This is a genomic window from Geodermatophilus sp. SYSU D00703, from assembly GCF_054050155.1.
Window position 1 is genome coordinate 670,473 of sequence record NZ_JBJGYU010000001.1, and the last position, 17,552, is coordinate 688,024.

General features: G+C 73.9%; 16 protein-coding genes. 9 read left to right on the plus strand and 7 right to left on the minus strand.

Annotated elements, in window-relative coordinates; genetic code table 11:
* Positions 1–460 precede the first annotated feature (460 nt).
* Positions 461–1,123, minus strand: a complete 663-nt coding sequence (locus tag ACI782_RS03405; protein ID WP_456906066.1) for a FadR/GntR family transcriptional regulator — start codon at positions 1,121–1,123, stop codon at positions 461–463.
* Between the two features lie 147 nt (positions 1,124–1,270).
* On the opposite strand from ACI782_RS03405, the gene ACI782_RS03410 reads away from it, so the two are divergent.
* From ACI782_RS03410 to ACI782_RS03430, 5 genes are all read left to right on the plus strand, one after another.
* Positions 1,271–2,155 (plus strand): fumarylacetoacetate hydrolase family protein, encoded by an 885-nt coding sequence (locus tag ACI782_RS03410; protein WP_456906068.1) that lies wholly within the window; start codon positions 1,271–1,273, stop codon positions 2,153–2,155.
* Positions 2,156–2,189: 34 nt separating this feature from the next.
* The gene (locus ACI782_RS03415) at positions 2,190–2,951 is read left to right on the plus strand and encodes an alpha/beta fold hydrolase (RefSeq protein ID WP_456906070.1); all 762 of its coding nucleotides are present in this window, start codon (positions 2,190–2,192) and stop codon (positions 2,949–2,951) included.
* A 110-nt stretch (positions 2,952–3,061) separates the two neighbouring features.
* Complete coding sequence (locus ACI782_RS03420) at positions 3,062–4,372, plus strand: amidohydrolase family protein (protein ID WP_456906072.1); 1,311 nt, start codon at positions 3,062–3,064, stop codon at positions 4,370–4,372.
* Between the two features lie 79 nt (positions 4,373–4,451).
* Complete coding sequence (locus ACI782_RS03425) at positions 4,452–4,895, plus strand: DUF1636 family protein (protein WP_456906074.1); 444 nt, start codon at positions 4,452–4,454, stop codon at positions 4,893–4,895.
* A gap of 381 nt (positions 4,896–5,276) precedes the next feature.
* On the plus strand, positions 5,277–5,471 hold the full coding sequence (locus ACI782_RS03430) for a (2Fe-2S)-binding protein (protein WP_456906076.1): 195 nt from the start codon (positions 5,277–5,279) through the stop codon (positions 5,469–5,471).
* A gap of 592 nt (positions 5,472–6,063) precedes the next feature.
* Here the strand turns inward: ACI782_RS03430 and ACI782_RS03435 are convergent.
* Positions 6,064–6,213 (minus strand): hypothetical protein, encoded by a 150-nt coding sequence (locus tag ACI782_RS03435; protein WP_456906078.1) that lies wholly within the window; start codon positions 6,211–6,213, stop codon positions 6,064–6,066.
* Between the two features lie 9 nt (positions 6,214–6,222).
* Here ACI782_RS03435 and ACI782_RS03440 point away from each other — a divergent pair, with 9 nt between their 5' ends.
* Positions 6,223–6,813, plus strand: coding sequence for a helix-turn-helix domain-containing protein (locus ACI782_RS03440; RefSeq protein WP_456906080.1), 591 nt, complete (start codon positions 6,223–6,225; stop codon positions 6,811–6,813).
* Between the two features lie 472 nt (positions 6,814–7,285).
* Here the strand turns inward: ACI782_RS03440 and ACI782_RS03445 are convergent, their stop codons facing one another.
* A complete protein-coding gene (locus tag ACI782_RS03445; RefSeq protein WP_456906082.1) occupies positions 7,286–8,308 on the minus strand; it encodes a zinc-dependent alcohol dehydrogenase family protein in 1,023 nt (340 codons plus the stop codon).
* Between the two features lie 396 nt (positions 8,309–8,704).
* Here ACI782_RS03445 and ACI782_RS03450 point away from each other — a divergent pair, with 396 nt between their 5' ends.
* The gene (locus ACI782_RS03450; protein WP_456906084.1) at positions 8,705–9,541 is read left to right on the plus strand and encodes an MmyB family transcriptional regulator; all 837 of its coding nucleotides are present in this window, start codon (positions 8,705–8,707) and stop codon (positions 9,539–9,541) included.
* Between the two features lie 202 nt (positions 9,542–9,743).
* On the plus strand, positions 9,744–11,096 hold the full coding sequence (locus ACI782_RS03455; protein ID WP_456906086.1) for an FG-GAP repeat domain-containing protein: 1,353 nt from the start codon (positions 9,744–9,746) through the stop codon (positions 11,094–11,096).
* A 24-nt stretch (positions 11,097–11,120) separates the two neighbouring features.
* Here ACI782_RS03455 and ACI782_RS03460 read toward each other — a convergent pair whose 3' ends face one another.
* Together ACI782_RS03460 and ACI782_RS03465 are read right to left on the minus strand one after the other, a co-directional pair.
* Positions 11,121–11,780 carry a response regulator gene (locus ACI782_RS03460; protein WP_456906088.1) on the minus strand — a complete coding sequence of 220 codons (660 nt, stop codon included), beginning with the start codon at positions 11,778–11,780 and terminating at the stop codon, positions 11,121–11,123.
* A complete protein-coding gene (locus ACI782_RS03465) occupies positions 11,777–12,778 on the minus strand; it encodes a HAMP domain-containing sensor histidine kinase (protein WP_456906090.1) in 1,002 nt (333 codons plus the stop codon). Before ACI782_RS03465 ends, ACI782_RS03460 begins: the two co-directional genes overlap by 4 nt.
* Positions 12,779–12,996: 218 nt before the next feature.
* On the opposite strand from ACI782_RS03465, the gene ACI782_RS03470 reads away from it, so the two are divergent.
* Positions 12,997–14,544, plus strand: coding sequence for a cation:proton antiporter (locus ACI782_RS03470; RefSeq protein WP_456906092.1), 1,548 nt, complete (start codon positions 12,997–12,999; stop codon positions 14,542–14,544).
* 12 nt (positions 14,545–14,556) lie between these two features.
* Here the strand turns inward: ACI782_RS03470 and ACI782_RS03475 are convergent, their stop codons facing one another.
* Together ACI782_RS03475 and ACI782_RS03480 are read right to left on the minus strand one after the other, a co-directional pair.
* Positions 14,557–16,800: a SpoIIE family protein phosphatase gene (locus tag ACI782_RS03475; protein ID WP_456906094.1), complete on the minus strand. Its 2,244-nt coding sequence runs from the start codon at positions 16,798–16,800 to the stop codon at positions 14,557–14,559.
* 140 nt (positions 16,801–16,940) lie between these two features.
* Entirely contained in the window at positions 16,941–17,234 is a 294-nt protein-coding gene (locus tag ACI782_RS03480) for a flagellar FlbD family protein (protein WP_456906096.1), read from the minus strand.
* Between the last annotated feature and the right edge of the window lie 318 nt (positions 17,235–17,552).

The following is a 17,552-nucleotide window of genomic DNA, read 5'->3' on the forward strand; positions in this document are numbered from 1 at the left end:
CGCGGCCCGTCGCTCGCGACCGGCCATCTCAGCGTCGGGTGCCGTTGCGGCCTTGGTGACTGGTGCCTGCTCCGCCCGCTGACGCCGCCGGGATTCCTGTCCGCGCTGCCGCGCTCGGTAACCGGGGCTTCCGCTGTCTCCCATGCCCATGACGCTGCACACGAGCCTTCAGCAACTCATCACCACGAATTCCAAGACCCGAGGTGCAAGAGGTGTGTGGCACTTGATCTTGCGGGTCTCCAGTGCCGGCGGGAGTTGAGAACCGGTGGCGCTACGGAGTCGGTCGCCGCGCGATGCGCGGGTCCTTCGAGACGATTGGCAGCGATGCAAGGGTGTCCCTGAGGGCTGCTTCAGACACCTCGGCCGCCCATCCGCAATCGGCTCCATCGGCGACCGCGCCTGGCCGATGTCCGCCTGCGCTGACGACGTAAACGATCCGGGATCGCGTAGCCCGGGGTGGTCAGGGGCGGCCGAGGAGGTTGTCGGCGACGTGGCGCAGGTGGTCGCGCATGGTGGTCTCGGCGCCGTCGGGGTCGCGGTCACACAGCGCCTCGACGATCGCGGTGTGCTCGGTGTGGTAGCAGCGGCGCCGCTCGGGACTGGAGGTGCGCCGCTTGAGGCTGCCCCACACGGGCAGTCCGCGGGCGGTGTTCATGACGTCGAACATGTTCATGAGCAGGCCGTTGTGCGCGGACTCGGCGATCGCCCGGTGCAGCTTGGCGTCGGCGGACTCGAAGCCCTCGAAGTCCTCGGCGGCGCCGCCGGCGTCGAGGTAGGCGGTGATCCGGTCCAGGTCGGCCTGGTGGGCCACGCGCGCCGCCAGCCCGGCCAGCGGCGGTTCGATCACCAGGCGCGCCTGCATGATCTCGGCTGGACTGCAGTCGGCCGGGGCGCCGCCGTTGCGGCGCAACGCCGCCTCGCTGAGGAAGGTGCCCCGCCCGACGTGGCGGATGACCAACCCCTCGGCCTCGAGCGCGTCGAGGGCGCGGCGGACCGCGCTGCGCGGCGCGGACAGCCGCTCCACCAGGTCTCGTTCGGTGGGCAGCTTCGCGCCGGGGACCAGGGAGCCCTCGGCGACCCCATCGTCGACGAGGGTGCGCAACGCCTGCTCGGTGCTCAACACTCCGCCACCGTACCGCGTAAGACCAATCGACACCAATCCGAAACGCTGAAAAGCAAGTCAAAACTCCCCTCGACATGGCGCGCGTCACGCCGTAGCGTTCCCCGCAGCCGAGCATTGGTCACATTGGTACAGATTGGTTGACACCTCATGAAGCTCGTGACGTTCTCCACCGGCACCGACCAGCGCGTGGGCATGGTCGACGCCGACCGCGGCGTGGTCCACGACGTCTCCCCTCTCCTGCCCGCCGGCATCGGGGTGCTGCAGCTGATCGAGCGGTGGGCCGAGCTCGGCCCGCAGCTCGAGCAGCAGGCCGCCGCCCAGCCGGAGCAGCCGCTGGACGGGGTGCGGCTGCTGGCGCCGATCCCGACGCCGCGGCGCAACATCTTCGCCGTCGGCAAGAACTACCGCGAACACGTGGTCGAGTTCGGCCGCAGCGGCTACGACACCCCCGACCGCTCCGAGGCGCTGCCCGAGGAGCCGATCGTCTTCTCGAAGGCCACCACCTCGGTCACCGGCCCGTTCGACGACATCGACCCGCACCACGGGGTGACCAGCGAGCTGGACTACGAGGCCGAGCTGGGCGTGATCATCGGCCGCGGTGGCCGGGGCATCACCCGCGAGCAGGCCTTCGACCACGTGTGGGGCTACACGATCATCGACGACTTCACCGCCCGGGATCTGCAGCGGGAACACAAGCAGTGGCTGTTGGGCAAGTCGCTGGACACCCACTGCCCGATGGGCCCCTACGCGGTGACCGCCGACGAGGTGCCCGACGTCACCGCGCTGGTGGTGGAGAGCTCGGTCAACGGCGAGCAGCGGCAGTCCGCGTCGGTGAAGGACCTGATCTTCGACATCCCGGAGCTGATCGCCACCATCTCCGCCGGGATCACCCTGCTGCCCGGCGACATCATCGCCACCGGCACCCCTGCCGGCGTCGGCATCGGCTTCGACCCGCCGAAGTTCATGACCTCCGGCGACGTCATCGAGGTCTCCATCACCGGGCTCGGCGCCCAGCGCAACCGCGTCGCCTGAGCCCCGATCCGACATGAACGACGGAGGAGACATCGTGAACGTCAACGGCAAGGAGCTCGCCGTCGAGATCGACGGCGACGGGCCGGCCGTGCTGCTGGTCCACGGCCTCGGCGGCACCTCGAACTTCTGGCAGGTGCAGACCGACGCCCTGGCCGAGCGGTTCCGGGTGATCCGGCCCGACTCGGCCGGCGCCGGACGGTCCCCGGTGGCCGACGGGATCAGCGCGGAGTCCCACGCCGAGGACCTCGCCGCGCTGCTCGACGAGCTCGGCGTCGAGTCCGCCGCCGTGGTCGGCCACTCGTTCGGCACGCTGGTGGTGCGGGCGCTGGCCGCCCGGCATCCGCAGAAGGTGACCAAGCTGGCCCTGCTCGGCGCGGTCCGCGAACCCGCCGAGGCCGGCCGGCAGGCCCAGCGCGACCGCGCCGCCCTGCTGCGGGAGAAGGGCACCGCCGCCGTCGCGCCGGCCGTGGTCGCCAACGCCCTGTCGGAGACCACCCGCCGGGACCGGCCCGAGGTGGCCGCCTTCGTCCGGGAGCTGGTCATGCGCCAGGACCCGGAGGGCTACGCCCGCAACTGCGAGGCGCTGGCCAACGCCACCGACCCCGGGCCGGTCGACCCGAACCTGCCGCTGCTGCTGGTCACCGGCGCCGACGACAAGGTCGGCCCGCCCGAGGCCAGCTCCGATCTGGCCGCCGCGCACGGCAACGCCACCGTCGAGATCCTGCCTGGCGTCGGCCACTGGACCGCGCTGGAAGCCGCCCGGCCGGTCACCGACCAGCTGCTCAAGTTCCTCTGACCCCGCTCCGGGATCACCCGCTCCGTCCCACCCCATCCACCGCGCCCGTCGGGCGCGATCCAGGCGCCGGCCGTCCGGCCGGCGTCCCGCCCCCGCAGAGGAGATGCACCATGCCCGTCTCGCCCGACAAGGTGCTGTTCCGCAACGTCAGCATCCTCGACTCCACCGGCGCCGACCCCTATCCCGGCGACGTCCTGGTGGAGAACGACCGCATCGCCGTCGTCGGCACCGTCGAACCCTCCCGCGCCCAGGGCGCCCGGGTCATCGAGGGCCGAGGACGCACCCTGATGTCCGGGCTGTGCGACGCGCACACCCACTTCACCTGGAACAACAGCGCCGATCTCGACGGCCTGGGCACCATGCCCGTCGAGGAGCACCTGCTGTTCGCCCTGGAGTCCGCCCGCACCTACATCGACTCCGGCTACACCATGTGCCTGGGCGCGGCCTCGGCGAAGGACCGCCTCGACGTGGTCTGCCGCGACGCGATCAACGCCGGCCGCTTCCCCGGCCCGCGCTACCTGGCCAACGGCCCGGAGATCTCGGTCACCGGCGGGGCGCTGGTCAAGGGCATCACCAAGTTCGCCGACGGCCCCGAGGGGATGCGCAAGGCCGTCCGGGAGCTGATCGAGATCGGCGTCGACCAGATCAAGCTGTCGATGACCGGGGAGGAGATCACCGGCACCCAGCGCGCCGAGGACACCTACTTCTCCGAGGAGGAGACCGCCGCCGCCGTCACCGAGGCCCACCGCCGCGGCAAGCGGGTCTGCGCCCACGCCCGCAGCGCGGAGAGCGTGAAGATGTGCGTCCGGAACAAGGTCGACATCATCTACCACGCGTCCTTCACCGACGCCGAGGGCATGGACATGCTCGAGGCCAACAAGGACTGGGTGTTCGTCGCTCCGGGCATCAACTGGCTGATCGCGACGCTCTACGAGGCCGAGGCGTTCGGGTTCCCGCAGGAGGCTGCCGAGGCCGTCGGCTACAAGCGGGAGCTCGACATCGCGGTCAAGGGGCTGCGGGAGATGCACCAGCGCGGCATCAAGGTGCTGCCCGGTGGCGACTACGGCTTCGCCTGGACCCCGCACGGCACCTACGCCCGCGACCTGCAGCACTTCGTCGAGCTGCTGGGCTTCACCCCGATGGAGGCGATCATCTCCGCGACCGCCTGGGGCGGGGAGATCATGCTGCGCCCCGACGAGCTGGGGAAGGTCCAGCCCGGCTACCTCGCCGACATGATCCTGGTCGACGGTGACCCGCTGGCCGACATCACGATCCTGCAGGACCACTCGAAGATCAACTACGTCATGAAGGGCGGACGGTTCCACAAGGAGCACGCCGAGGACGACCACACTCCGCCCGCGCCGCGCGCGGCCGACCTCGTCCACGACCAGGCCGCGTCCGTGGTGGCCCACCGCCCCTGACGCCGCTCCTCTGACGTCGACCGGGTGTCGGCGGTCAGGGCACGCCCTGGCCGCCGGCACCCCCGACCCGGAAGCCACCATGACGCTGCTGATCTGTCGCACCTGCCCCCGCTACGACCCCCGTGCCACCGGCGAGTTCGGCCGACGGCTCACCGCCGCCCTGGTGCAGGTCGTCGAGAACGAACCCGACAACCCCATCGCCATCCGCAACGTGCAGTGCCTCGGCGGCTGCCCCCAGGAGGGGGTCGTCGCCGTTGACGCCCCGCACAAGGCCCGCGTCCGCTTCACCGGTCTCGACGAGTCCGACGCCAAAGCCGTGTACGCCGCCGCCCTCGCCCACGAGGCCTGCGCCACCGGCGCCCCCGAGGACTGGGAGATCCCCGCCGAGCTGGCCGACCGGATCAGCTCGGTCACCCTCAAGCGCACCCCGCGCTCAACAGACAGCGATCTCGGCGCCGCTCGGCCGGACTCGCTGCTGGAACGACCGGCCGGACGCTGGATCCTCGACGCCCACTGCCGTTGACCACGCCGTCGCCTGCGCGACAGCGACAGGCAGAGCCATGTGGGCGCACGATCGCCGGGAGATCGACTGTCCCGGATCGAATGTCCCTGGATGGGCCGCTCAGAGGTACCGACGCCGGCCGCTCGTAGGGCGGCCTGTGGGAGACCGGTTCGCTCTTCGACGCTGCACCAGGAGTGTCGATCTCGACCCGCATGACCTTGGCGCGGTTCGTCAAGAACTGGTCGAGTCAGTCGGCGCGGCCGCCTGACCCCGCCGACGTGCGTCCGTATCCGTCACGGACGACGTCCGGATCGGTACAGCTGAACACATGCTCACGCCGGAGGCTGTGGGCAGTCCCCTCTGGACCTCACTGGTCGGAGGACTCACCTCGGGAGTCTCACCGTGTACGTCTGCATCTGCTTCGCCGTCAGCGAGTCCGAGCTGGACCGGACCATCGCCGCCGGAGCGCACACAGAGGAAGAGGTCGGCGACGCATGCGCTGCGGGTACCGGCTGCGGCAGCTGCCTGGATCGGATCTGCGACCGGCTGCGCGTCGCCGAGCCACTGCATGGGCTGGCGATCGCGGCCGTCGCCTGACGCAGACGGCCCGCACCAGGATCGGTCCTGGGGCCACCAGAGGGTGGTAGACCTCAAAGACACTCGGGGCGCCGTGGCTCCCAGAGCGGCCTCGCCGGCGTGGTTGCAATTCTGGTTGCAGTTGGCGGCGTTCGCGCTGGTGTCCCACTGTTCGCTGTCGTGCGAACCGGCACGTCACGCGGCTTACGGAACCACAGTGAACCGCGACGAATGCGATCATGACGGCCTGGCAGTGTGGGGGTCAGGGGTTCGAGTCCCCTCAGCTCCACCCCATCGAACTCAGGGCGGCCTCCGGCAAGGAGGCCGCCCTGAGTCGTCTCCGGTTGCAGCCCGCCGCCGTTGGAGCTGGACGACTCGCCGTTCGACGTGCGACAAGGGCCCGGTGCAACGCACACACGACGCATCTGGCCGGGGTGGACCTCGGACCGCGCGGCGGTGGCGGCCGGAGGTTCTCGGTGACGGTCATGGTGGGTTCCTCCTGCGCGGCGCGCGGCACATCGCGTCGTGGCGCAGCACGACGTGGGGAGGGCAGGGGAGGTGGCCCCGGGTGGGCGGTGCCGCGGCACGGCCCACCCGGGAGCCAGGTGCGGGCTCAGAGGTCCTGGTCGCGGTACTTGCGGCCCCAGATCCCGGACTTGCCCGGCGCCATGATCGAGTTGGGGTCGAGCGCGTCCTTGATGGCCTCGTGGAACTCCCGCAGCGCGCCCTCGCCCCAGCTGTAGGTGCCCATCACCTGGTCCATCAGGGCGTTGTGGGGCGCGAGCTCGAGCAGCTGCTCGACCGGCCGCTGCGCTCCCGGATCGACCTCGACCTCGGCATGGACCTCTCCACCGGTCGCGGCGCTCAATGGCTGGCTCTCGTTCGTTACCTGGCCACCGACCTCGCCGACGAGAACTCCCTCATCCGCCAACCGCTGGTGGCCGCTCCGTTCACCCACAGCGTGCTGAGCGGTCTCCTGCTGACCGCACTGCACGATCACCGCGACGAACTCGCCGCACCAGCGCCCGCCGCAGGTGCCTCCGTCGTGCGTCGGGCGCGCGACTACATCGAGGCCCACGCCGACCAGCCGCTCACCGTGGCCGACATCGCGCGCGCCTGCGGCGTCGGCGTGCGCGGCCTGCAGCACGGCTTCCAGCGGTCGATCCAGATCTCGCCGACCGGGTACCTGCGGCACGTCCGGCTCCGGTACGCCCACCGCGACCTGCTCCTGGCTGACCCGAGGACGACGACCGTCGAGGCCGTCGCCCACCACGGAGAGTTCACCCATCGCGGCCGGTTCGCCGCTCAGTACCGGGACCGCTACGGCGTCCAGCCGGTGGAGACCCTCCGGCGGCGCCCGTGAGCACCGCGCTGCAGGTGTGGCGACGACCGGGCTGACGAGGACGGCGACCGGCGTCCACGACGGAGAGCCGTGCGTCACCGTCCGGCCCGGTGCCGTCCGGCCCGGCGCCGTCCGCGCGTCGGCAGCGGGGGAGCGGCGGCGAGCAGCGGCTGGGCGGCGGAGGCGAGCAGGGCAGCCGGTGCCGAAGACCCGCGACCGGGGCCGGCCGGCCCTCCGGCGCTCGGCTCCGATGGCTGCGGCGGGTTCAGCGGGCGACCGACGGCGACCGGGTGGCCGCGTCGGCCGGCACAGGGGTGCGGTTGCGGGCGCCCTCGCGGTGTCGATCGAGCCCCGGGTGATCTGCATGGTCGTACTCCCAGGGGGAGGGTGCGGCGTGGTGGACGCGGACGAGAGCCCCGGCCGCGAGGCCGGAGCGAGGGGTGCCGGGACGGCGCGGGCGTCCGGCGGTGCGCTCTTGCCAGGCGTGGGCAGGTCAGGGACGCAGCAGCGCCTTGATGGCGCGGCGCTCGTCCATCGCCCGGTAGCCCTCGGCGGCCTGCTCCAGCGGGAGCTCGAGGTCGAAGACCTTCCCCGGGTCGATCTCCCGGTTCCAGATCAGGTCGACCAGCTCCGGTAGGAAGCGGCGGACGGGGGCCGGGCCTCCGTGCAGGTGGACGCCGGAGAAGAACAGCTCCGCGCCCGGCAGGGAGACGTCGTGGCTCACGCCGACGTAGCCGACGTGCCCGCCGGGCCGGGTGGCCCGGATGGCCTGCATCATCGACTCCTGGGTGCCGACGGCCTCGATGACCGAGTGCGCGCCCAGCCCGCCGGTCAGCTCCTGGATGCGGGCCACCCCCTCGTCGCCGCGCTCGGGAACGACGTCGGTGGCGCCGAACTCGCGCGCCAGCTCCTGCCGGGACGCGTGCCGGCTGAAGACCACGATGCGCTCCGCGCCCAGCTGCTTCGCGGCCAGGACGCCGAGCAGCCCCACGGCGCCGTCGCCGACGACGGCGACGGTCTTGCCCGGGCCGGCCTCGGCCGCCACAGCGGCGAACCAGCCGGTGCCCAGCACGTCGGAGGCCGCGAGCAGGCTCGGGATCAGGTCGTCGTCGGGCGTACCGGGTGTGGCGACCAGCGTGCCGTCAGCCAGCGGGATCCGGGCGTACTCGGACTGCGCACCGGTGGCGGCGCCCGGCTGCCGGTTGACGCAGTGCGTCTGGTAGCCGGCCCGGCAGATCTCGCAGGTGTTGTCGGAGGCGAAGAACGACCCCACGACGAACTGGCCGGGCTCGACGTCGCGGACGTCGCTGCCGACCTCCTCGACGACGCCGACGTACTCGTGCCCCATGGGGCTGGGGCCGTCGACCGCCTCGATCCCGCGGTAGGGCCACAGGTCCGAGCCGCAGACGCAGGCGGCGGCCAGCCGGATGACCGCGTCGGTGGGCTGCTCGATCCGCGGCATCTCGCGCTCCTCGACGCGGACGTCACCGGGGGCGTGCAGAACTGCTCCTCGCATGGTGGTGCGTGTCCTCTCTGCGGGTGGGCTCCAGGCGGCGGGTGCCGCCGTCCTGGCAGGTCGGGTGGTCAGCGTGGGCTCCACGCGAACGCCGGGGTGGTGGCGTGGTCGCCGACCGGGACGGCGCACGGAGGTCCGTAGCGGGCGACCCCGGAACGGTCCGCCCGCTCGACGGTGCGGACTACCCCGGCGTCCGGATCGTGCAACCGGACGCCGGGCTCCAAGGCCGTGCGCCCTCCGACGGAACGGCCGGTGGCCAGGACCGGAAGTGGTCCCGGGCCGTCGACCGGGCCCTCGCCGACCACGGAACACCGTCGCCCGGGGGCGCGGGAGTGCGAGTTGGTGGGGGTGTCAGCTCGCCCCCCTCCGGCGGCCGGTCGCCGTACCGTCGACGAGGTGGACAACCGCTCCGACATCCGCGACTTCCTGGCCAGCCGGCGGGCCAGGATCACGCCCGAGCAGGCGGGACTCCTGCCCGGCCGCGGGCGCAGGTGGGTCCCCGGGCTGCGCCGCGAGGAGGTCGCCGTCCTCGCCGGGGTCTCCGAGGACGTCCTGGAGGCCGTCGGCCGCGCGCTGCAGCTGGACGACGCCGAGCGGCACCACCTGTCCAACCCGGCCCGGGCCGCCGAGCCGACCCGCACGTCCCGGCGACGCCGCAGGGTCAGGGTCCGCCCACGGGTGCAGTGGCTGCTGGACTCGATGAGCTCCTCGGCGGCGATCGCCCTCGACGGCCGCATGGACGTCCTGGCCGCCAACACGCTCGGGCGGGCGCTCTACTCACCGGTGTTCGCCGACCCTCGCCGGCCGGCGAACATCGCCCGCTGCCAGTTCCTCGACCCGCGGGCGCGGGACTTCCACCCCGACTGGGACGGCGCGGCGAGCACCACCGTGGCCCTCCTGCGCACCGAGGCCGGCCGGGATCCCGAGGACCGCGACCTGCGCGAGCTCGTCGGCGAGCTGTCCACCGTCGGCGAAGAGTTCCGCACGCGCTGGGCCACGCACGACGTGCGCATCCACCGCACCGGGGTCGAGCAGTTCCGCCACCCGGCGGTCGGCACCCTCGACCTGGTCCACCACTCCACGGCCCTGCCGACCGAGGGTCCCGAGGACCTGCACCTGACGGTCTGCACCGCCGAGCCGGGCACGGCATCGGAGGACGCCCTGAAGCTCCTGGCGAGCTGGACTGCGACCACGACGCAGCAGGTGCGGGCCACCGCAGCCGGCATGTCCTGACGTGCTCGCCGCCGTCCAGCGCCCGGTGCCGCGGGCTCCCCGGCGACCGTCGGCGTCGGCGGGGGTCACCGGCGTGTCGGGCGCCCGACCCCCGGTCGTGGCGGTCCTCCTCGCGGCCGTCCTGACGGCGTGCTCCCTGCCGGCGGCGGATCCGGCAGGGTCCGCACGACTGCGGAAGCTCACCCCCGCGAACGGCTGGGAGGTGCCGCTCGGGGCGGACCTGAGCGGGATCGGGGAGCGCTTCTCCAGTCCGGCCGTCGGGGACGTCGACGGCGACGGCGTCATGGACGTCGTCGCCGGCTTCCCGAACGGGCACGTCTACGCCTGGCGGACCGACACCGGATCGCGGTGGCTGGACTACTCCACCGGGCCGGGGGCCGTCCAGGCGTCGCCCGGGCTGCTCGACTACGACGGCGATGGCCGGCTCGACATCGTCTACGCGAACACCCATGGCGACGTCGGTGTGTTGACGTCGGACCTGCGGCGGGTCTTCTCCGCCACGATCGGCGACGGCAGCAACTGGGGCGGCGCGTTCGCGACCCCCGCGGTCGCCGACATCGACCGCGACGGCAGGCTGGACGTCGTCGTCAGCGGCTTCGACCAGTACCTGCACGCCTGGGGGCCGGGCGTCGACCCGGACGAGCTGACCGGGTTCCCCGTCGCGCTGCAGGACACGTCCTGGTCGAGCCCCGCCGTGGGGGACATCGACGGCGACGGGGTCGACGAGATCGTCGTCGGCTGGGACTGCGACGGCGCACCGGGCCAGGCCTGCCACCCGGACCACGGTGGATGGGTGGGGGCGTTCACCGGCGACGGCCGGCCGAAGCCGGGCTGGCCGCGGTTCGTCCCGACGCAGGTGGTGTGGTCGACGCCGGCCCTGGCGGACCTGGACGGTGACGGGCGCGACGACGTCGTCGTCGGCACCGGCAACATGGGCGCCACCATGTGGGACGGTGGCGAACAGCCGATGCGCGGCACGCAGGTCTTCGGTCTCCGCGGTGATGGCAGCGACCTGCCCGGATGGCCGGTGACGGTCGGGCACAACGTGACCTCGTCGCCCGCCGTCGGGGACCTCACCGGCGACGGCCGGCCCGAGGTCGCGTTCGTGGCCGAGGACGGCTTGCTCTACGCCTACCGCGGCGACGGCCGGCGGATGTGGGCGCGGTGCGCGGGCAACGACGTGGACCTGCCGCCGAACGACGGCACCGTCACGTACACCCAGGAGTGCCCGCTGCTCCACGCCTCACCGTCGATCGCCGATGTCGACGGCGACGGGGAGCAGGAGGTCCTCGTGGGCGGCGAGCAGTGGGTGCACGTCTTCGACGGCGCCGACGGTGACGTGGTGGGCGCGGGCGAGACCGCCGCGGGCAGCGACCCCATGACGGCGACACCGACCGTGGCGGACGTCGACGGCACGGCCTGGATCGTGGAGGCCACCACGGCCGACGCCGGGGGCCTCACGGGCCGCGTGTTCGCGTGGACCACCGGGCGGGCGCTCGGGGCCGCCGACTGGCCGACGTTCAAGGGCGGGATGGCCCGCAGCGGCGCACCGTGACCGCGGCGGGCGCCGTGGAACGGCTCAGGGCTCGATCAGGCCGGTGCGGATGGCGTAGCGGGTGAGCTGGGTCCGGTCCCGGATCTCCAGCTTCTGCAGGATGTTGGCCCGGTGCCGCTCGACGGTCTTGACGCTGATCACGAGCAGGGCCGCGATCTCGTGCGAGGAGCGGCCCTCGGCGATGAGCTTGACGACCTCGGTCTCGCGGGCCGACAGGATGCTGCCGGGCAGCCGCTCCCCGCGGCCGGCGCGCTGCAGGTACTCGCGCATCAGCGCGGTCAGCGCAGCCGGGTAGATGAACGGCTCCTCGCGCACGACCGCGCGACAGGCCTCGACGAGGTCCCGGTCGGCCACCGACTTGAGCACGTAGCCGGAGGCGCCGGCGCGCAGCGCCTCGAAGAAGTACTGGTCGTTGTCGTACATCGACAGCAGCAGGATCCGCGTCCCCGGTGAACGGCGGGACAGCTCCCGGGCGGCCTGCAGGCCGGTGAGCCGCGGCATCGCGACGTCGAGGACGGCGAGGTCGATGGCGTGCACGCGGGCGAGGGCGAGCGCCTCCGCGCCGTCGCCGGCCTCCGCGACGACGCTGAGGTCGGGCTCGTTGTCGAGGATCAGCCGGACGCCGCGGCGGACCAGGGCGTGGTCGTCGGCCAGCAGGATGCGGGTGGGCGCCGGGCAGGTCACCGGCCGTCCTCCGCACCGGGCGCCGGGACCAGCAGCCGCAGCTCGGTGCCTCCCTCCTGGTGGGGGCCCAGGGTGAGCGTGGCGGCGACGAGCACGGCCCGCTCCCGCATGCCCCGGATCCCGGCCCCCTCCCGCGCGTCGCCGAGGCCGCGCCCGTCGTCCACGATGCGCAGCTGGACGGCGTCCCCGGCGAAGGTCGGGGCCAGGTCGACGCACACCCGCCCGGCGTCGGCGTGCCGGGCGACGTTGGTCAGCGCCTCCTGCGCCACCCGGTAGACGACGAGCTCGGCGTCGGGGCCGAGCGGCGGGAGGTCGGGGGAGAGCCGCCGGTAGACGTCCGCGCCGGTGAGCTGGGCGTGCTCGGTCACCAGCGACGTCAGGGCGCTGACGAGGCCCAGGTCGTCGAGGACACCGGGCCGCAGGCGCCGGACCACCTGCCGCACCTCGTCGAGACCCGCCCGCGCGGTCTCCTGCACCAGGAGCACCTCCTGGCGGAGGTCGGCAGGCGCCCGGTCGGCCACCCGCCGCAGGCCCAGCAGGACCGCGGTCAGGCTCTGCCCGACCTCGTCGTGCAGCTCCTGGGCGACCCGCCGGCGCTCGGCCTCCTGCGCGGCCAGCGCCTGCCCGCTCGCGGCGGCGCGCTCGGCCTCGAGCCGGTCGAGCATGGCGTTGAAGCTGTCGATCAGGCCGGAGACCGGGCCGCTGCCCTGCTCGGGGAGGCGGTGTCCCGGGCGGAGCAGGTCGACGTCCTCCATCAGGCGACGGAGGCGGTCCAGCGGACCGAGCATCGTGCGGATCAGCACCCCGTTGGCCACCAGGATCACCGACAGACCGACGGCGAGCACCACCGCCTCCCGCGCCAGCACCGGTGTCGAGACGGTGGCCGGGGACGCCGCGAGCGCCGCGGTGCCCACGGCGAAGACGGCGCCGTTGACCAGGAAGACCCGCCAGAACAGCGGCAGCCCGCGACCGGCCCCGAGCCGTGTCCCCTGTGCCATCCGCCGCCCCCAGCACCGTTCCCCGAATCGACAGCGTCAGCCTCGGGCACGGCGGGGCGTCGGCCAAGGACCCGAGCACAAGATGGGGCCCAGCACCCATGCCCCGGCCGCCCGGGAATGGGTGCTGGCACGGATACCGCCCCCGCCGTCCGGCCCCTGAGGATCGATGGAGGGCCGACGAAACGGCAGGCGGGGAGGACGTCCAACGAGGGGGCCGGGTGCACCACGTCGCTGAGGCACTCCTCGCCCTCGGCGGCGCCTTCCTCGTGTGCGGGCTGGTCGCCCGCGCCGGGGTCCCCATCGGGCTGCCGACCATCCCGCTGTTCATGCTCGCCGGTGTGCTGCTGGGGCCGCACACCCCCGGGTTCGTCCTGGTCGGGGACCCGGGCGAGCTCGAGCTCGTCGCCCGCCTCGGGCTGGTCTTCCTCCTCTTCTACCTGGGGCTGGAGTTCTCCCTCGCGCAGCTCACCTCCGGCGGACGGCGGCTGGCGGCGGCCGCCGGCGTCTACCTGTGCCTGAACATCGGCGGAGGGCTGGCGCTCGGCTTCGCGCTGGGGTGGGGCACGTCGGAGGCCCTCGTGGTCGCCGGCATCGTGGGCATCTCGTCGTCCGCGATCGTGACCAAGCTGCTGGTGGAGACCCGGCGGCTGGGCAACCCCGAGACCCGCGTGATCCTCGGGATCATCGTCATCGAGGACCTCTTCCTCGCCCTCTACCTCGCGCTGCTCCAGCCGGTGCTGGGCGGCGCCGAGGGCCTCCTCGACGCCGCCGTCGGCACGGCCGTCGCCTTCGCGTTCCTGCTGGTCCTCTCCCTGGTGGCCCGGTACGGCACACGGCTGGTCAGCCGGCTGATGCGGACCAAGGACGAGGAGATCGTCGTCGTCCTGGCCCTGGGGCTTGCGATCACCACGGCCGGCGCCGGGGAGCACCTCGGCGTCTCCGACGCCATCGGCGCGTTCATGATCGGCCTGATCCTGGCGTCCACGCCGGCCGCGCCACGGCTGCGGCAGCTGACCCACCCGCTGCGGGACGGCTTCGGCGCGATCTTCTTCTTCCACTTCGGCCTGACCATCGACGTCGGGGACGTCGTCGCCGTGCTGCCGCAGATCCTGGTCGCCGCCGGGACGACGGTGGTGCTGGCCGTCGTGGCCGGCATCGTCGCCGCGCGCCTGCACGGGCTCGGGCGCACGGGCGCGGCGAACATCGGGCTCACCGTCCTGACCCGCGGCGAGTTCTCGCTGGTCCTCGCCTCCCTGGCGCTGGCCGCCGGGCTGGACTCCCGGCTCGGCTCGTTCGCCGCCGGCTACGTCCTCGTCCTGGCCGTCCTGGGCCCGATCGCGGTCTACTCCTCACCGCGCCTGGCCCGCTGCATCCCACGCCGCCTCGTGCCGGGGGCCCCGGCGGCCCCACGGGCCGGGTCCCCGGCGGCCCCACGGGCCGGGTCCGACGGCGTGCCCCTGGACCTCGACGTCGGCACCTCGTCGCTGCACGAGCTGGGCACCGACCTGCTGCAGGTCCGCGTGCTGCCCGGGTCGCGCCTGCACGGCGTCTACATGAACGAGCTGCGGCTGCCGCAGGGCGCGACCCCCGGGCTGCTGGCCAGGGACGGCGCCACGTTCGCCGTCGCACCGCACACCCGCCTGCAGACCGACGACGTGCTGCTGGTGTTCACCGACCCGGCGGAACGACCCGCGACCGAGCGGCGGATCCTGGCGGTGCACCGCAGCGGCCGGCTGGCCCACTGGCTGGGCGACACCGGCTCCTGAGCGGGCGGCGGGTCAACCCGCGGGTTCCGCAGCGCGGGCGGCGGGTCCTCCCGCGGGTTGCGCGGCCACCAGGCGCAGCGAGGCCCGGGGCGCCGAACGGCGCACCCCTTCTCGCGCGGCCGGGTCGTCGCCGTCCACGGTCTGCTCCGCGCCCAGGCGCAGGCAGAGCAGCACCACGTCGTCCCGCAGGTGACCGTCGCCGGTCAGCTCGGTCATGACGACGTCCCGCCAGACCGCCGGGTCGTCGCCGTCGATGCGGGCGGCGACCTCGGCCAGCCGCCCCATGCCGGCGTCGAGGTCGCTGCCGCGGCGCTCCACCAGGCCGTCGGAGTACCAGACCAGCATCGAGCCGGGCGGCACGGTGAGCTCGGCCTCGGCGCGCGGTCCGGCGGCGACCGCCAGCGGGGTGGAGCGGCCGCCCTCCAGGTAGCGGGTCCGGTGGTCGGTGACGAGCAGCGGAGGCGGGTGGCCGGCGCAGGCGTACCGGAGGAGGCACGTGTGCGGGTCGTACTCGCCGTAGCCGAGCGTGGCGAACGCCGCGCCCGGGATGGCCGGGCAGGCCTCGTCCAGCGCCTCGAGCACCTGTCGCGGCCCGGTGTGCGGACCGCCGGCGATGACCCGCAGGGCGGTCTCCAGCCGGCCCATCGCGGCCGCGGCGGGCAGGTCGTGCCCGACGACGTCCCCGACGACCAGCGCCGTCCGCCCCTCCGCCACCGGGAAGACGTCGTACCAGTCGCCGCCGATGTCGTGCTCCTGGTCGGCGGGCCGGTAGCAGCCGGCGACGTCGATCCCCGGCAGGTGCTCGGGCAGCGCGGGCAGGAACGCCCGCTGCAGCTCGTGGGCCGCCTCGTGGTCGCGCTCGTAGAGGCGGGCGCGCAGCAGCGCCTGGGCCATCAGCTCGGCGAGGGTGGTCGCGACCGCGGCCACGTCCTCGTCGACCGCGGCGTCGGAGCCGAAACCGAAGCCGAGGGCGCCGACGGTCACCTCGCCGATCCGGGCCGGCACCGCCAGCGCGCTGTGGCTGTCGTCGTACGGCTCGCCGGCCAGGCCCGCCGGGAAGGTCACGCGCAGCGGCGCCGGGAGCTGCGCCCGGACCGGCCGGCCACTGCAGGCGGCGACGGCGATGAGGGCGGGCGCGTCCAGCGGCAGGTCGCGCTCGGCCGGCGCGGGGTCGGCGGGGCTGGTGCTCCAGCTGCGCAGCCGGGCGCCGTCGGGGGTGAGGACGCCGACGGCCCCCTGGTCCGCGACCAGGCCGATGCCGCGCCGCACGATCACCTGCGCGATCGCCTCGGACGTGGCCGCGGTGGCCAGCCCTGCCGTCACCTCCTGCAGCGCCTCCACCCGGCGGCGCACCGCCCGCTCCCGCTCGGAGACCGTCCGGGCCTCCTGCCGCTCACCGATCTCGACGGCCAGCAGCCAGGCGGTGAGGACGGCGACGGCGAGGAACAGCTGCAGGCTGGCGATCTCCAGGTTCGGGGCCCCGGCCAGGGGCGCCCACGGTCCCCGGCCCGCGGCGGTCATGACGTTGGCGGTGAGGGTGACGGCCAGCCCGGCGGCGGTCACCAGCGGGACGCCCCAGCGGACCGCGTACACGACGAGCAGCGCGATGGTGGTGTAGGACAGCGGCACCGTCGTCGGCCAGAAGGCCAGCACGGTGACCCCGGCGGCCACGGCGAGCAGCAGGGCCCGCCGGAGCGTCGTCCCCGGGCTCGGCCAGGCGTCGCCGTCCCGCCAGGTGAGCACCGTGCCGGCCACGGTGAGGACGCCCAGGCCGTCACCGGCCCAGAAGGGGAAGAAGGCGTCGAACCAGTCCCGGGCCAGGGCCAGGTCGTTGGTGGTCGCCCCGATCAGCCCGCCGACCACGGGACCGGCGACGACGCCGCAGCCGATGAAGGCGCCGAGGTCGCGGCGGCGCCGGAGGTCGACCCGCGGGACGAAGCGGCGCAGCAGGAGCACGCCCACCAGCGGTTCGGCGACGTTGGCCAGCACGAAGCCGGCGACCGACCAGGCGGGCAGCCCGAAGAGGAGGTCGACGGCGGCCTCGACGACGGCCGCGGTGCCGAGCACCCACGGCCACCGGCGCTGCTCGGTGAGGACCAGCGCCGCGAACGTGACGCCCGCGGGAGGGAAGAACACCGCCCCGATCGCCGAGGCCTCGAAGAGCGCGAACGACACCGCCGAGCCGACGGCGTAGGCGGTCCCCACCACGAGCACGAGCCGCCACGGGGCCGGTGGAGAGCGGTGGGGGCCCGTCATCGAGCGCTCCGTGGGTCGATGCCTCGTACACGACGTCACGGAGTCTCGTGACCGGCACATCATCGCCTGCCCCGCGGTCGCCGTCACCCCTGTCGCGGCCGGTCGCTGCGGCCACGGGTCCCCCGGTCACGGGGCTCCGGCTACGGGAGACGGACCACCGGACCGCGGGCGTGGGCCTCGGGCGCGACGGCGACGCCGCAGGAGCCGAGCCCCATCGGGTCGGGGTCCTCACCGCGGTCGAGGACGTAGCACGCGGCGATGACGCCGGCGCGGTCGTCGCGGATCATCTGGATGATCTCGTCGATCGTCTCGACGACGCAGTACCGCGCACCGTCGATCAGGAAGACGACGGTGTCCGGGGTGGCCTCGACGCGTTCGATCGTGTCGGGGTCGATACGGCAGTAGTCGCCGGTGCGGCGAATGAGACCGATCACGGCGGTCCTCCTGCTGGGCGGGCATCGGGCCCCCGGCGGTGGCCCCCTCGTTGTCGGGCAGCCTCTCCTTCGGCCGGGGAGGGGCCGCCCTTGAGTCCGGCGACGGTGTCCTCCTCCATCGGGTGAGCGTTCCCGCGGGAACGTGCGCCGGCGCCGACCGCGCGGATGGTGACGACGCCGACCGGACCCCATGCGTCGGGGGGGGGGGGGGGGGGGGGCGGGGGGGGGGGGGCGGGGGGGGGGGGGGGGGGGGGGGGGGGGGGGGGGGGGGGGGGGGGGGGGGGGGGGGGGGGGGGGGGGGGGGGGGGGGGGGGGGGG